Consider the following 14,088-nt stretch of genomic DNA (forward strand, 5'->3'; position numbering starts at 1 on the left):
CTGTTTATTTTAATAACTTACAATTATTTTTCAAATTTTTTTGCTTTGAATGACAATAAACATGTTTAGAGGTGGTATTTATGCTACGCTATTAATTAATGTGAGTTCCAAATTCAATTTTGTGTACATCTTAGAATCATACAGAATTTTATTTTCTATGTTTGTAATAAAATCCAAAAGAAATGGAGATAACACTATGACCGAAAAGATGATTAAAACAAACGGGACTGATATTTGTACAGAAAGCTTTGGAAATCCTAATAATCCAGCAATTTTATTAATTATGGGAGCTACGTGTTCAATGGTTTATTGGGATGAAGAATTTTGTGAACAGTTAGCTAGCACAGGGAAATTTGTCATTCGCTTTGATAACCGTGATGTAGGACGCTCTGTTACATACGAACCTGGAACTTCCAATTATACGGTAACAACTATGGCTGAAGATGCAATTGGGGTGCTGGATGCCTATCATATTGATAAAGCGCACTTATTTGGTATGTCATTAGGTGGCATGATTGCTCAAATTGCCGCTGTAAAACATCCTGAAAGAATTTTAACGTTAACTTTACTAGCAACAAGTGTTATAGGCTCAGATAACAACACTCGCGATTTACCTCCGATGGATGAAAGAATTTTAATACATCACGCAAATGGTGCAAATTTAGATTGGTCAAATCAAAACGCTGTGACAGAGTATTTAGTTACAGGCTCTCGTCTATTGTGCGGCTCAAAACGTTCATTTGATGAAAACAGAGTTTATACACAAGTAAAACTCGAAATAGAAAGGGCTAACAATCTATTAAGTATGTTTAATCACGCTTTACTTCAAGGTGATGATGCTTATGAAGGTGTACTTAGCTCCATACAAGCACCCACATTAGTAATTCACGGAACTGACGATACAGCACTACCATTTGAACATGGTCTCGCACTTATTGATGAAATTCCAAACTCAGCACTTTTAACTCTTGAAGGAGCAGGACATGAAAATCATCCTGATGACTGGAAAAACATTATTCAAGCAGTAACAGAACATACATCTAAAATATAGATAAATAATAAATAGAAGGGGCACAAATTTGTATTGTGCCCCTTCTATTTATTGGACTAGTGGTACACTAACAAAAACCCATCACTGTATCCATATGTATAGTGATGGGTTTACCTATATTTTTCTATGTTTAAAAAAATGGACAATCTAATTGATCAACAGATTCCCATGATTTTTTTTTTACACTTTCGGTGGATTTATTCGCTTCTAGTGGTACGTTTTTAAAAGGATTTACTTCGACTTTTAATAAGGATGAGGGCTCCATATATAATGAGAAAACATGGCTATTTGGTAAAGTTTTTGACACATCAATATCTCCTACTTGTTTAAATAATTGCTGTGCTGCAAAGAAAAAGAAATTAGTTGGGTTTGATTGTTTATTAAGCCATGCAAGCATTTCAGGTGATACTGATTTATGAATATTGATTTTCACTCGATCACCACGTTTATATCGCCTAGATCGCATGTTGCCACCAACTAACTTATCGTTAAGTTTGTAAACCCTAACTCTTTTTGTTTATGTTCTCTATACTTTGGCGAACAAGTGTAGACCAATAATCCTCTTGCATTTGTAAATAATGGATTATCGACAAAGATTACATTTGTTAAACGCCCTTTTTGTTTTAAAATCATTTTCAAGCTATTTTTAATGATAACTGCGCCCCCGCCATAAATAAACACGTATGGATCGTCTTTCATATCATCAATTTTGTTAATAATATCTGTTGCGACACGCGCCGCTAATCCTAATAGTGCTGGTTGTGATTCCTCAACTAATAATGCATTCCTAGGATGTTTATCATTTAAATAAATTTGATTGAATTCTGTAATACTGTCAATCGTCTTTGTTGGATACTTCCGGTTCCATCTCGTAATAATTTGTAGTAACGTTTCTTTTACACCGTACGATAATCCTTTACTTAATTGCGGACGGAAATTTACCCCTAACGAAACAACTTCTTCTGTTGTCCCCGCTCCAATATCAAAAGACAATAAAGTTTTATCAACAAAATCTATTTCTGAAATTTGATTTTGTTCACATTCTATTTTATGTTTCACAACATTTCCTTCTTCATCATATACAATGCCCCACGTCCCAGAAGCGCCCTCAGGCAGACATTTACAAAACTCAATAGAAACATTAATGGTAACATCACGACCGTTCGGATAATGGAAAACAACTTTATGATTTCCCATATAACGTTTTGCATTTTCGGCAGCTATTTCTTGTGTAATAAGCTGCATAGGAAGAGCGACAGATAAATCATATCGAATGTTAATATGACTAGAAGTTGGACTTTGACGCATAGCACTTACTGCTAAACCCGATAGTATTGTAATAACCATTAGCTCATCCGTCGACTTATTCGATTTCTTCTCCACTTCAGTACCTTTTAATTGATCTTGAATGACTTTTTCTCCAACGATGTACCGTACATTATTTAACATTAGCGATGGAGAACTAATGGTCACATCGATATGATTTTCTAATTCAGATAATGACACATCCCCCTCATCTAACAATCCTGTAGGCTCACCTATATATAAAGAATAAATACTCGGAATAAAAATAGGGTCTTGCCCTTTCACCATTAACTTCAAACCGTTATTTCCTGCATCTGCACCAGCTTTTAAAAGTATAGACATAACTACCCCCTAAATTAATCTGACATCCCTTCCAAATATATGCGAGCCTATTCTTTTACATTCAAATGTAATGTAATTTTTTATTTATCATTAAAACAAAATACTATATACCTTCGCCTTGCTTGTAAAAAGTATTTGACATGAACCTTTTCCAATTTTATACTATAAATGGAAAGAGTTTTTTACAATCGTGGGGGTGTTGTTCTAATATGAATCGTAAAAAATTCATTTTAATAACAATTGTTTTATCATTAGTCGGAGTACTTATACACGGAGCTTATAAATACATCAATGGAGGTGTAATTTTAGGTGGAACAATTTTTACAAGCGCTTTAATACTTAGCTACCTCATCAATCATATTACATGGGGAGATCCCCACGGTGTATCAGAAGAAAGTCAGGATGAAATGGGACAGCAAATTACATATAAAAGCTTTAAAATCGCGTATTTTGTACTTGTAGTTGTATTGTTCCTTCTATTACTCTTCTCGGAAGGTTTTTCTATGGGTTCCAATTTAGATGGAGTTAAAAACCTACCACTGTTTATCGCACTTTGTTCTTCATTCTTTATTTATCCTATTGTCGAACTCATAGTTGCAAAACAATATAAATAAAAGATGAGGTTTTCTATATATAGAAACCTCATCTTTTTATATTTACATACCCTCTACAATTGCTTTTAATTTATTAACAGTTCGCCAATTCCTTACTGTAGCTGGTGTATGTAACTTCTGAAATTGGTTCATTAATTTAGAATTCCGAATAGTATTTTTGAAATACAAATATACAACCTTCTCATCTATATAGCAATCTTCAAGTTCACTTTTGTACATAAGTAACTGCTTCCTCTCATCTTCAGAAAATGGATGAGCTAAAAAGGCAACGTGTATACTTTCTCCTTCTAACAAAGCATCCGCCTTATAAGGGGAATATTTTATAGTATTTATTAATTCTTCATTTGTTTTTAGGATGACTTGAACATCAAAATTAAATTCCTTTTTAATTTCAAATTCAATTTTTACTTTTAGAGCGTTTATATCTTCCTTAGATTCAAACACGATATTACCGCTTTGAATATATGTTTTCACTTGTTTTAATCCTATTGATTCAAACAATCGTTTTAAATCTGCCATTTTGATTATTTTATGTCCACCTACATTGATTCCCCTTAGTAACGCAATATAAATTGTCATATCATTACTCCTCGCATATTCATTGACCTTTCAACTATATATATTGAAACCTTTATCTTTTTTGATACCGACTTTCGTTTTTACTAACATAGCACAAAATAAAAAAAACTTACTACAAGAATGTTCAAGAGTAAGTTTTCTATCCCGTTATTTTATTATAGGTAAATGCATTATTATTTGTTGACCAATCGGTCCCATTCTTCTAAAGCCTCTATCTTCGAAGCCAACTTTTTCATATAACTTTTGTGCTGGCATATTTTTTTCATTTACAGCAAGTACAACTTCATTTTCTATTGGAAAATAACGTTTTACAAAATCTTTTAATAATGCCAATGATTTTTTAGCGTATCCTCTTCTTTGTTTATTATAATTTATAGAAAATGATGTTAAAAGTAAAGCATCTTCATTCTCTGTGAACTCTTGTACTCTTTCGCCTGTTTGTAATGCGAAAAGACCAACAGGTACCCCGTTGTAATCTAAAATAACAATTACATTTTTTGTGCGATCGCTTTTTGCTTTTTTCAATAATTCGCCTGGATCTGATGTGAATTGAACTTGTTCACTTGGTAAAGTAAATGATTGTATAATTTCTTTATACGTCTCCTTATACGGAACTAATTGTATTTCCCCAGTATGTATGTTCATGCTATACTCTCCCATTTTTATCAAATTAACTTAAACCTTGCTGTGATTTAGAATGCACTTTTCCATCCAAAAATGTAATTTCAACAAATGAATTTGGATTATTCCCCTTCCAAGCAAAAATTTGTTTAATTTGTGTAGAATGTTCTACCCCTTCTTCTATAAGTAAATTTCCTTCAAAACCGATTAAATCTTTCACTTCTGTATAAGTCATTCCTTCATCTATTTTTGAGAAATGATTTATATTGATAAATTCTTTCTTCTGACTTTCCATCACAGTAGAAGAAGTCGCTGTTTGCTTTTTCACTTCTTTCTTTTGTTCACAGGCTGTCATACTGAAACTTAGGCAGAAACCACATAAAATAAATGCACTTTTTTTCATCATAACAGTTGTCCCTCCCACAATAATTAAACCATATATTCCCTTAAAAATAAACTGAATATTTAATATTATATTTAAAAAGCCTCGTACAATTTAGTACGAGGCTCATTTTACTTATTCAAATGATTATTAGATTGGTCATTCTGTTCTTTTCTTAGTTCATGTTCTTCATCTTTTGGTAATTGCTTGTCATTATCTTTAATTGGATTCGTTTCTCTATTTTCAATCATATCATTCGGAACTTGTGGCATCACGCGGCCAACAATTGCTGCTAATTCATCCAGTATACCTTCGCCAGTTTTCCCTTTTTTAATTTGCTTTCCAATTTGTTTCAGCCGTTCATACGTATCAACATCAGCTACAACGACTGCATTCGCACCATCCGGATCGTTTTTTAAACTTTCTGCAACAGAGTACTTAATTGACTCAACACGAGTTCGGTCTAGTTTCGCTTTTACATCAATACCTACAATAGCATATTTTCCAACAACTACTGCTGTTGCATCATTCACACCTGGCACACTTGCCGCTAAAGATGCTAAATGATCCGCTGCTTTTTCATTTGGCTTATTTGATTTGTTTGTATAATTAACATTTTTCATTGAGACATTTTTTTGTTCTGGCTTTTCATTTGGATTGTCTTTTTTTCCAATACTGCATCCAGTTATAAAAAAGCAAAGCATCAACACATATATTAGGATTTTCATTCTTTTCACCACTTTACTATTAAGGTTTAATCATAAATTTTTTCAACAGCTTGCATTTTTTTCACTTTTTCTTCTGCTCCGCTATTCGCATTGATGAAAATTTGATACGTATCTTTCCCTAACGTTCCAACAAATTCATAGCAAAGTACTTCATTATGCAAATCATTTACTACAACTGCTTTTCGCTCTTCCATCACTTTCACATCAGGGTTAATTTTCTTCCTTGCTTCTGCTGCAGTTAGCTTGGCAGACGGAATTGTTCGTTTTTGATGTGATGCTAAATATTCTTTTGCAGAAAATCCAACGATAGATCCGTCGTCTAAAGCAATTTTCATTTGGATTGCTTCCGGATAAATCCGTACGCCATTCTCATTTACTACATAAGTAAACACGCCGATAGTATCATATTGAGAACTATCATAGAGCTCCATATTATTAAACTTATGATCCTTTAAAAACGTCAATCCTTTACTTCCTGCATCATTTAAACTAATTTTCTGTTCTTTAATTTCTCGATTATTCATTACCCAAATTGGATATCCGCCTTTTCCGGTAATATCCATGTAAAACTCATTATTCGTTGCAGAGTCTTTAATCTTCACACTATAGAATGATTCTTTCGCACCTTTTCCACTTTTCTCTACATCGACTTTTTCATTTCCTTTTAAATTTAAAAATGATTTTGCGATTTTTGCTGCTTCATCTTTAGAAATTGCCTTTCCTTCTGCTTCAAATCCACCTTTTTTATTTTTTTGTGCACTTGTAAAGGTCGGTCCGAAGTTTGTAGAAGAGTATGATGTTACGTTTTTCTCTACAGTTTTTAATCCATCAATAATTGTGTTATCTGCTGGATCGCGATTTGATGCAAGTGCCATTTCAACATCCATCCAGCGTAAATTATTTTTCAAAACAAGATGTTGTACTTTCCTTAGTTCATCTTGTATATTTCCCGCATTTGAATATAAAGTTTGCAACGTTTTATATTCTTGTTCATTTAACGGCTCTTTTTCTAAATCACGAATGGCTGCACGGTAACTAAAATCACCGATATTTGCTAAAAACTCTTCCGTTTTATTAAACGGCATTAATGTTAACGGGAGTTGTCCTACATCTGAACGAGCTTCAGATGTTAAACGCCATACATCTGCTAATGCAGGTGATAAAGATGAGCGTGAATTCATCGCAAGTGTTGTACCAATTTTATCGTGTAATAAATCAACTTCGTATGCTAAATCATGGAATGCTCGTTGATAACTATTTTCCGCTCGAATTAAAACCGCATTTTTCTCTTGGTGCTCTTTATAGCCCCAATATCCTGTTCCAACTACACCAACTGTTAATAATACAATGATAATACCTCTTAACATTGTCCCACCTCCGCTCTATTTACAGAAAATATGTTTACCAATTTTTTTAATTTGTGGACGAGTCCAAATCCATTTACTTGTCGCAGTATCTGGGTTGAAATAATATAAAGCATTTCCTGTTGGATCCCAGCCGTTTATCGCATCTAAAACCGCTTTTTTCGCTGTTTCATTTGGCGTTAAATATATTTGTCCATCAGCCACCGCTGTAAACGCTCTCGGCTCAAAGATTACACCTGAAACGGTATTTGGGAATGATGCGCTTGTAACACGGTTCAAAATAACTGCAGCTACTGCAACTTGTCCTAAATACGGCTCACCACGTGATTCTCCATATACTGCATTTGCCATGAGCTGAATGTCATTTTGGGAATAACCGTTCGGAACATTTGTCCCTTTATTTTGTGGTGGTTTATTTTCTTGTGCAGTGCCACCACTATTTCCTTTATTCGTTGTCGTCCCTTTATTCGCAGTCGACTTATCATACTTTGTTGCCTTTACGAGCATCTGCTTCGTTTTAGCACCCGCTAAACCATCAACAGGTAGTCCAAATTTCTCTTGAAAATTCCGAAGTGCCCAATATGTACCCCATCCGAAAACACCATCTACTTTTCCTGTATAAAATCCGTTATATTTCAAACGAGATTGTAGTTCAATGACATCTTCACCGGATGCTCCTCTTTGAATGACTTGATTAGAAAAAGCTTCTACATTCTTTAGTTGTATACTACTGACCATTAAAGACAGTCCTATGAACGCAAGTAAAACTACTATTTTAAAAATAGCTTTTTGGCGCATAATTTTCCCTCCTTAATTACAGAAATGATTTCTTGGTTATGTTTTGTAAAAGCCTCGCTTTTATGTAAAGAAGACAAAAAAATCCAAACTTATATCGTTGAAAGAATATGTAAACAATATACAAAAAGGAGAAAAGGAGTTCATTATGAAGCAATTGTTAAAGCGTATCGCATTCGTCATTCTTTTATTAACAACATGTTTAAATATATATACCGGGTCATCGATTGTTCATGCACAACCGCCTTATGCAAAATGGGGTAAACTTGCTGTAGAAAAGACGAAAGAACAATATCCGAAAGCAGAGATTGTTGATTATCTTCATATAGGTAGAAAACCAAAAACGGTTCAAATAACTGTTGAAAAGTTTAAATTGTGGCTACGTGAAGATGGAAAAGAATATGGTGTTTTTGTTGATGTAGAATTTGAAACGAAGACAGAGAAATTTATAAAGTTGTCGTTTCAGAAGACGAGTAGATAAAGTAAAACTTTAATCAGTGGGGGGTTTGTTCATCTCCCACTGATTATTAGTTGAACCAATCGGGCTTTTACAGGCAGTTGATCCCCCATCTAACTTCTTTGCTTTCGCTGAATTTTGAGGTGGGGGTCTTACTGCCCCGTTAATGCGGGATAAAATGAAACCCCACTATTAAAAACGGAAACAGTGGGGCTCCTTGCATTTCTAAAATTCTTTCCTAAAGTTTCGATTCCCTAAAAATCTTACCAATATACAAATAGCGCCAATTACAACCGCTATCCCTATACTGTATAAAAGTACTTTACCATACCCACCTATTCTTGGATCTAAAAACGGATATGGATACCAATTCACGATTGGGCCACGTATTAAGCTATATACAACGTAAAAAAACGGGAATAAGAGCCAGCTTGTAGATTGTTTCCAAGTGATTTTCTTAATAGGTGGATTTAAAATCCAATCTAAAAGCATTGCAATCGGCATGATATAATGTAGCACTGTATTTACCCATGGTATTGCCGTTTGAAGTGACTCTTCTAATCCTCTTAATAGCAAAAAATAAATGAGTCCTGTCGTAAGTATGTATACCGTTGCCGCACCTCGAAGTATACTAAATTGTTCTGAGCGACCAAATGTAGCTGTTCCGATACTGCTTAAAAGGAGAATACATACAACTAAAATGTTACTTTCAATCGTAAAGAAACTAAAAAAATTAACTGGATTGAACGGTTTCAATTGTGCCCTGATTATGAATTGCGTAATAATGGCACTACATGCTAGAAGACTTAAACATAGTCTAAATAAAGATAAAGTTTTTTCATCCCTCATACATTCCCTCCTTTTCTTATATATAATTGGAATTTCCCTGTACATGCTCAATAAATAATTTTAATGGAACGAGCCCACGTTTTGGCATATGACTACTTATAATAGCTACTACTTCTAACTGAGGAATGATAACGATGTATTGTCCGCCGTACCCCATAGCGAAATATATACAATACGGTATGTGAAATCTTTCGTTATGTAATACCCACCAGTGATATCCATATGCGCCAACATGTTCATATGTTTCAAATTGCGCCCTACTTGACTCTTCTAACCATTTCGCTGATACAATTTCTTTCTCATTCCAATATCCATTTTGCAAACATAATTTTCCTAATTTTAATAAATCGGTAGATTTCATTTTCATACCGAAGCCGCCGACATATATACCTTGCGGATCTTGTTGCCACTCATATTCGCTAATTTCTAATGGCTCAAATAAATATCTTTTCGCAAACTGCTCTGTCGACATCCCAGTAGCTTCTTGAATAATATAGCTAAGTAAATGTGAAGAACCTGAATTATAATTCATTTTTGTAGCAGGTTCTTCAATTATTGGCTTTTCTAATATGTACTGTACCCAGTTCTCTGATTCTACAAAGTCGTTTGGGAATACTACTCCATTCCCAAACTCTTTCCAATCCTCACCAGTAGTCATTGTTAATAAGTGATACAGCGTTAAATCATGTTTCTCCCCAGGTACATTTTCAATCCACTCTGTAATCGGTGTATGTATATCATTTATATAGCCCTTATCAATTGCAATACCAATTAATAAAGATACGATACTTTTTGTAATCGAATTTATTTTATATAAGTTATTTGCACATTCTGGTGTTTTATAATACTCAGTTGTTAATTCCCCTTTTTGATAAATAAGAAATGTGTTCACTTTTTTCTTTTCAAATTTATTTTGTAGTTGCTTAAAATCCAAAAATCTTACCTCCATTAAAATAGTTACTTCATTTATTATATCTTGTTCCTTTTATTAAAACATAATTGTGCTCAAATAAAAAAATAAGCTTATCAGCTATAATTAGCTGACAAGCTTATTCCTATAATTTCGTACGAACATTCCAAAGTTCAGGGAAGAACTGTTGATCAAGTACTCGTTTTAAATAAGATACACCTGAAGATCCGCCAGTTCCCATTTTATTTCCGATAATGCGTTCTACCGTTTTCATATGACGGAAACGCCATTGTTGTAGCCAATCTTCGATATCAATTAATTTTTCAGCAAGCTGATATAAATCCCAATATTGCTTCACGTCCGCATACACTTCTATCCAAGCCGCTTCTACAGTTGCATCTTCTTCGTAAGGCTGCGTAATATCACGATTTAACACATCTTTATGAATTGGGAAGCCTTCTTTAACAAGCGCCTGTATCGCAACATCATACAAACTTGGTGCGTGTAGCGCTTTATGAAGACGAGCGTGTAATTCTGGATCTTTTTCATAAATCTTTAATGCATGTGGTGTTTTATAACCAAGTGCGTACTCAATCATTCGATATTGATACGATTGAAAGCCTGAAGCTTGACCGAGTGAATCACGGAATTCAATATACTCAGATGGCGTTAATGTCGCAAGAATATCCCAAGATTGAATAATTTGCGATTGAATTTTTGATACACGTGCTAACATTTTAAATGCCGGTGCTAATTTATCGTTTTTAATCGATTCAATTGCTGCATTTAGTTCATGTAAAATAAGCTTCATCCAAAGCTCACTAGCTTGGTGAATAACGATAAATAACATTTCATCATGATGGTCTGATAATCTCTTTTGAGAAGATAGTAAACTATCTAATTGTAAATACTCACCATACGTCATATTTTCCTTAAAATCCGTGTGAATCCCTTTTTCCATAATTACCTTTTCATTTTCTTTCATATTAGTCAAACACCCCTTTTATATGTTTCTACTTATATTGGTCTAATGACAGCTCGAACTGGACTTCCATCTGCATCTGTTAACGCAAGTGGTAATGCAATTAATTCGTAATCGCCGTCTGCTACATGATCTAGTACGACATTTTCTAAAATATGAATTCCATATTTAAACAATTGATGATGTGCTGCTAGTTCTTTATCATCTAACGGATCAACTGATGGTACATCCACTCCGATTAAACGAATTCCCTTATCAGAAAGAAACGGTGCAATATCAGCACGTAAATGCGGGATCACATCTGGAAATTCTTCTACTTTACCATGTGAAGATGTACGTAATAATAGTCGTTCTACACCTTCTAAATGAAAACTTTCTAATTCTTTTTTTCCGATGCTTTCAAGATTAGAAACGTCAATGATTCGCGTAGGTCCGACATAAACTTGAACATCTAAATCTATTACTTTCTTTCCGTCATTATCAAAATGAAAAGGCGCATCAATATGAGTACCTGTATGAATACTCATCGTTAACTTTCCGACGTTTACTGAACCGCTCTCTTCTTTTGACCATGAAACTTCATACGAGAACGGTGTATCTCCTGGCCAAGTTGCAATATCATTATTTAATGGCTGTGAAATATCAATCCACTTTGATGTTTTCATTCTTATGCCACAACCTCTCGTTTATTTTCAAATTGTTTATACTCTTCCTCTTTCATAACTTTCTTTAAAATTTGAACAGACTTCCATACTTCTTCATACGTATTGTATAAAGCTACTGGCGCAAGTCTTATCCCATTTGGTGCTCTGAAATCTGGAATTACTCCATTTGCCTTTAGTGCTTTACAGATACGCGCTGCTTCCGCATGCTCTAAATAAATATGTCCACCTCGTTTTTCATCCTCTAACGGGTTTCCAATTGTAAATCCGAAATCTTTTAATTCATGATCAATTAAATCCAGCATGTATCTCGTAATATGTAAAGACTTTTTACGTAAACGTTCCATACCAGCATCTTTAAAAATTTCAAGAGAACCGATTAACGGTGCTGTACTTAATACGTGAGGTGTACCAATTTGATAAGCACCTGCATGATCAGCTGCAGTTAATGTATGCTCCATATCAAACTGTTTATCTTTTCTAGAACTAAACCATCCAGACAATCCTGGCAGTCTATTAAAATGTTTACTATTTACATAAAGACCTGCAACACCACCCGGCCCTGCATTTAAATATTTATAATTGCACCATACAGCGAAATCAACATCCCACTCTTTAAAATGATGTGGAATAGAACCAATTGAATGACATAAATCAAATCCGATATGAATGCCACGTTTATGAGCTTCCACTGTTAAACGTTTCATATCAAGAATTTGACCACTTCTATATAAGACTGAAGGTAATAAAATTAAAGCGATATCATCTTCCATTGCCTGAATAATATCTTCTTCAGAAAGTGTTCGACCATCTTGGCTTTTCACCCTTACTAAATGCTCATCTGGCTCTAAGCCTTTTAAACGAATTTGACTTTGAAGTGCATAAATATCTGACGGGAAAGTTAATTCATCCGCAAGAATTTTTGTACGTATTCCTTTCGGCTCATAAAACGTCGCAATAACTTGGTGTATATTCGCAGTCGTGGAACCGGTTACAATAGTTTCTTCTGGTAAAGCTCCAATAAGAGGTGCCGTCAGTTCACCTAATTTCTCCGAAAGGAAAAACCATGGATGTTCGCCTTCTGTCCAGCCATCAATGCCATACTCTTTCCATGAATCTAGTAAAGTAAGTAACGATTTTTCTGCTCTTTTCGAAAGTAGTCCTAATGAGTTTCCATCTAAATATATAGTTCCTTCTTTTTTATAGAATTCAGTTTGAAAATCTTTCAGTTCATCATGTTTATCACACTCAAGCGCATACTCATAAGTTGGTTGAAATGGTTCTTTATACATGGTGTCACCTTCTCTTAATTTTCTTTTTATTCTAACTAATTGAAATATATCACCTTAGTTGATATAACGTCAATGATATTATGTCAGTTGACTTTACATACTATCTTCTTTTACAATACAATTATATTTTCAGATATTTCAGTATAAAGAGGTGATTCTTTGAAAAACACTACTCTTTCAACAAGAAAACACCGCTCCTTAGAAACAAAAAAGAAACTATTACATTCGGGTTACACTATTTTTATTACTAATGGATTTCAGAAAACGACAATCACGCAAATTATTAAACATGCAGAAACTGGTTATGGAACAGCATATGTATACTTTAAAAACAAAGATGATCTCCTTATCGTGTTAATGGAAGATGTTATGAATCGTTTTTATAATATTGCTGGGCGCTCTTTCTTCCCTCAAACGAAAGCAGCAGCACGTGACTTGATTCAAAATCACGTTAGAGCATTCCTACAATTAGCAGAAGAAGAACGAGCTATTTTGCAAGTTGTCGAAGAAGCAATCGGATTATCAAAAGAGATACGTCAAAAATGGGGTGAGATTCGCGAACGCTTTATAAAAAGTATTTCGCAGGATATTACTTACTCTCAAGAAAGTGGATTAGTGCATCCTGAATTAAATAAAGAGCTCGTGGCACGCGGTTGGTTCGCAATGAATGAAATGTTTCTTTGGACTATTGTACAAAATAACAAAGAAGTAAAACTAGAAGAAATAGTGTATACATTAACGGAGATGTATACAACGGGATTATATAAATAGCGCACTTCACATATTTAAAGTGTGCTATTTTTTCTTAAAATCATCATTCTAACTATAAATGGAATAGCCTATTATAATAATTGCGAGTATGTATGTGATTATTATAATCATAAGAATACAACCTGTTTTATTTTATTGTTTTAACCTACTCACAATTCCAATAATAAACTTATACTCAGCTCTACTTTTCCTTACTTTCTTAAAGCCCTCTTTCGTATCAAAAATAAAACACGTTTTCCGAAACCAAACACGGACATAAAATGATTCAAAATAAATAGGTCTCACAATTCCTTTTTCCTCAAATTCAGTACCGTCTGTATTTTCGGTCTCTGTTCGAACGAACCATCTATTCCCGATACCAATTTCAATATACTTCACATACTA

18 protein-coding genes are annotated in these 14,088 nt (G+C 34.0%); 4 read left to right on the top strand and 14 right to left on the bottom strand.

Annotation, left to right across the window (positions count from 1 at the left end; translation table 11 throughout):
• The first annotated feature begins 196 nt into the window (after window positions 1-196).
• Entirely contained in the window at window positions 197-1,051 is an 855-nt protein-coding gene (locus tag MHB70_RS12245) for an alpha/beta fold hydrolase (RefSeq protein ID WP_000136875.1), read from the top strand.
• Window positions 1,052-1,181: 130 nt separating this feature from the next.
• Here MHB70_RS12245 and MHB70_RS12250 read toward each other — a convergent pair whose 3' ends face one another.
• Both MHB70_RS12250 and MHB70_RS12255 read right to left on the bottom strand, forming a co-directional pair.
• A complete protein-coding gene (locus MHB70_RS12250) occupies window positions 1,182-1,517 on the bottom strand; it encodes a hypothetical protein (RefSeq protein WP_001257765.1) in 336 nt (111 codons plus the stop codon).
• 11 nt (window positions 1,518-1,528) lie between these two features.
• Window positions 1,529-2,698, bottom strand: a complete 1,170-nt coding sequence (locus MHB70_RS12255; protein WP_000025612.1) for a ParM/StbA family protein — start codon at window positions 2,696-2,698, stop codon at window positions 1,529-1,531.
• A 209-nt stretch (window positions 2,699-2,907) separates the two neighbouring features.
• On the opposite strand from MHB70_RS12255, the gene MHB70_RS12260 reads away from it, so the two are divergent.
• Window positions 2,908-3,312 carry a hypothetical protein gene (locus tag MHB70_RS12260; protein ID WP_001080326.1) on the top strand — a complete coding sequence of 135 codons (405 nt, stop codon included), beginning with the start codon at window positions 2,908-2,910 and terminating at the stop codon, window positions 3,310-3,312.
• 42 nt (window positions 3,313-3,354) lie between these two features.
• On the opposite strand, the gene MHB70_RS12265 is transcribed toward MHB70_RS12260, so the two are convergent.
• From MHB70_RS12265 to sleB, 6 genes are all read right to left on the bottom strand, one after another.
• Entirely contained in the window at window positions 3,355-3,891 is a 537-nt protein-coding gene (locus MHB70_RS12265; RefSeq protein WP_000158250.1) for a DUF1697 domain-containing protein, read from the bottom strand.
• Between the two features lie 147 nt (window positions 3,892-4,038).
• Window positions 4,039-4,536 (bottom strand): GNAT family N-acetyltransferase, encoded by a 498-nt coding sequence (locus MHB70_RS12270; RefSeq protein ID WP_001020893.1) that lies wholly within the window; start codon window positions 4,534-4,536, stop codon window positions 4,039-4,041.
• Between the two features lie 25 nt (window positions 4,537-4,561).
• Complete coding sequence (locus MHB70_RS12275) at window positions 4,562-4,918, bottom strand: hypothetical protein (protein WP_000976449.1); 357 nt, start codon at window positions 4,916-4,918, stop codon at window positions 4,562-4,564.
• Between the two features lie 107 nt (window positions 4,919-5,025).
• Window positions 5,026-5,622 carry a YhcN/YlaJ family sporulation lipoprotein gene (locus MHB70_RS12280; protein ID WP_061529408.1) on the bottom strand — a complete coding sequence of 199 codons (597 nt, stop codon included), beginning with the start codon at window positions 5,620-5,622 and terminating at the stop codon, window positions 5,026-5,028.
• Window positions 5,623-5,648: 26 nt separating this feature from the next.
• The gene (gene ypeB / locus MHB70_RS12285; RefSeq protein WP_000943731.1) at window positions 5,649-6,989 is read right to left on the bottom strand and encodes a germination protein YpeB; all 1,341 of its coding nucleotides are present in this window, start codon (window positions 6,987-6,989) and stop codon (window positions 5,649-5,651) included.
• Window positions 6,990-7,004: 15 nt separating this feature from the next.
• Entirely contained in the window at window positions 7,005-7,784 is a 780-nt protein-coding gene (sleB, locus tag MHB70_RS12290; protein ID WP_001249060.1) for a spore cortex-lytic enzyme, read from the bottom strand.
• Between the two features lie 145 nt (window positions 7,785-7,929).
• On the opposite strand from sleB, the gene MHB70_RS12295 reads away from it, so the two are divergent.
• Window positions 7,930-8,262 (top strand): YqzG/YhdC family protein, encoded by a 333-nt coding sequence (locus tag MHB70_RS12295; protein WP_000811610.1) that lies wholly within the window; start codon window positions 7,930-7,932, stop codon window positions 8,260-8,262.
• Window positions 8,263-8,463: 201 nt separating this feature from the next.
• On the opposite strand, the gene MHB70_RS12300 is transcribed toward MHB70_RS12295, so the two are convergent.
• From MHB70_RS12300 to kynU, 5 genes are all read right to left on the bottom strand, one after another.
• Window positions 8,464-9,087: a Pr6Pr family membrane protein gene (locus tag MHB70_RS12300; RefSeq protein ID WP_001204118.1), complete on the bottom strand. Its 624-nt coding sequence runs from the start codon at window positions 9,085-9,087 to the stop codon at window positions 8,464-8,466.
• A gap of 16 nt (window positions 9,088-9,103) precedes the next feature.
• The gene (locus tag MHB70_RS12305) at window positions 9,104-10,021 is read right to left on the bottom strand and encodes a serine hydrolase domain-containing protein (RefSeq protein ID WP_000346271.1); all 918 of its coding nucleotides are present in this window, start codon (window positions 10,019-10,021) and stop codon (window positions 9,104-9,106) included.
• Window positions 10,022-10,142: 121 nt separating this feature from the next.
• Window positions 10,143-10,982 carry a tryptophan 2,3-dioxygenase gene (gene kynA, locus MHB70_RS12310; RefSeq protein ID WP_000661948.1) on the bottom strand — a complete coding sequence of 280 codons (840 nt, stop codon included), beginning with the start codon at window positions 10,980-10,982 and terminating at the stop codon, window positions 10,143-10,145.
• Window positions 10,983-11,014: 32 nt separating this feature from the next.
• A complete protein-coding gene (kynB, locus tag MHB70_RS12315; RefSeq protein WP_061529407.1) occupies window positions 11,015-11,644 on the bottom strand; it encodes an arylformamidase in 630 nt (209 codons plus the stop codon).
• 2 nt (window positions 11,645-11,646) lie between these two features.
• Entirely contained in the window at window positions 11,647-12,933 is a 1,287-nt protein-coding gene (kynU, locus tag MHB70_RS12320; protein ID WP_000276279.1) for a kynureninase, read from the bottom strand.
• Between the two features lie 159 nt (window positions 12,934-13,092).
• On the opposite strand from kynU, the gene MHB70_RS12325 reads away from it, so the two are divergent.
• On the top strand, window positions 13,093-13,704 hold the full coding sequence (locus MHB70_RS12325; RefSeq protein ID WP_061529406.1) for a TetR/AcrR family transcriptional regulator: 612 nt from the start codon (window positions 13,093-13,095) through the stop codon (window positions 13,702-13,704).
• A gap of 132 nt (window positions 13,705-13,836) precedes the next feature.
• On the opposite strand, the gene MHB70_RS12330 is transcribed toward MHB70_RS12325, so the two are convergent.
• A complete protein-coding gene (locus MHB70_RS12330) occupies window positions 13,837-14,082 on the bottom strand; it encodes a DUF3977 family protein (RefSeq protein ID WP_000873854.1) in 246 nt (81 codons plus the stop codon).
• Between the last annotated feature and the right edge of the window lie 6 nt (window positions 14,083-14,088).

The sequence above is a fragment of the Bacillus sp. FSL M7-1020 genome (assembly GCF_038050415.1).
Lineage (GTDB): Bacteria > Bacillota > Bacilli > Bacillales > Bacillaceae_G > Bacillus_A > Bacillus_A toyonensis.

Excerpts from the sequence above, each read along its gene's own strand:
- MHB70_RS12280 (WP_061529408.1), bottom strand. The coding sequence starts at position 5,622 with ATGAAAATCCTAATATATGTGTTGATGCTTTGCTTTTTTATAACTGGA.
- MHB70_RS12260 (WP_001080326.1), top strand. The coding sequence starts at position 2,908 with ATGAATCGTAAAAAATTCATTTTAATAACAATTGTTTTATCATTAGTC.
- MHB70_RS12270 (WP_001020893.1), bottom strand. The coding sequence starts at position 4,536 with ATGAACATACATACTGGGGAAATACAATTAGTTCCGTATAAGGAGACG.
- MHB70_RS12250 (WP_001257765.1), bottom strand. The coding sequence starts at position 1,517 with ATGCGATCTAGGCGATATAAACGTGGTGATCGAGTGAAAATCAATATT.
- MHB70_RS12245 (WP_000136875.1), top strand. The coding sequence starts at position 197 with ATGACCGAAAAGATGATTAAAACAAACGGGACTGATATTTGTACAGAA.
- sleB (WP_001249060.1), bottom strand. The coding sequence starts at position 7,784 with ATGCGCCAAAAAGCTATTTTTAAAATAGTAGTTTTACTTGCGTTCATA.
- kynA (WP_000661948.1), bottom strand. The coding sequence starts at position 10,982 with ATGAAAGAAAATGAAAAGGTAATTATGGAAAAAGGGATTCACACGGAT.
- kynB (WP_061529407.1), bottom strand. The coding sequence starts at position 11,644 with ATGAAAACATCAAAGTGGATTGATATTTCACAGCCATTAAATAATGAT.
- MHB70_RS12255 (WP_000025612.1), bottom strand. The coding sequence starts at position 2,698 with ATGTCTATACTTTTAAAAGCTGGTGCAGATGCAGGAAATAACGGTTTG.
- MHB70_RS12300 (WP_001204118.1), bottom strand. The coding sequence starts at position 9,087 with ATGAGGGATGAAAAAACTTTATCTTTATTTAGACTATGTTTAAGTCTT.
- kynU (WP_000276279.1), bottom strand. The coding sequence starts at position 12,933 with ATGTATAAAGAACCATTTCAACCAACTTATGAGTATGCGCTTGAGTGT.
- MHB70_RS12275 (WP_000976449.1), bottom strand. The coding sequence starts at position 4,918 with ATGATGAAAAAAAGTGCATTTATTTTATGTGGTTTCTGCCTAAGTTTC.
- MHB70_RS12265 (WP_000158250.1), bottom strand. The coding sequence starts at position 3,891 with ATGACAATTTATATTGCGTTACTAAGGGGAATCAATGTAGGTGGACAT.
- MHB70_RS12295 (WP_000811610.1), top strand. The coding sequence starts at position 7,930 with ATGAAGCAATTGTTAAAGCGTATCGCATTCGTCATTCTTTTATTAACA.
- ypeB (WP_000943731.1), bottom strand. The coding sequence starts at position 6,989 with ATGTTAAGAGGTATTATCATTGTATTATTAACAGTTGGTGTAGTTGGA.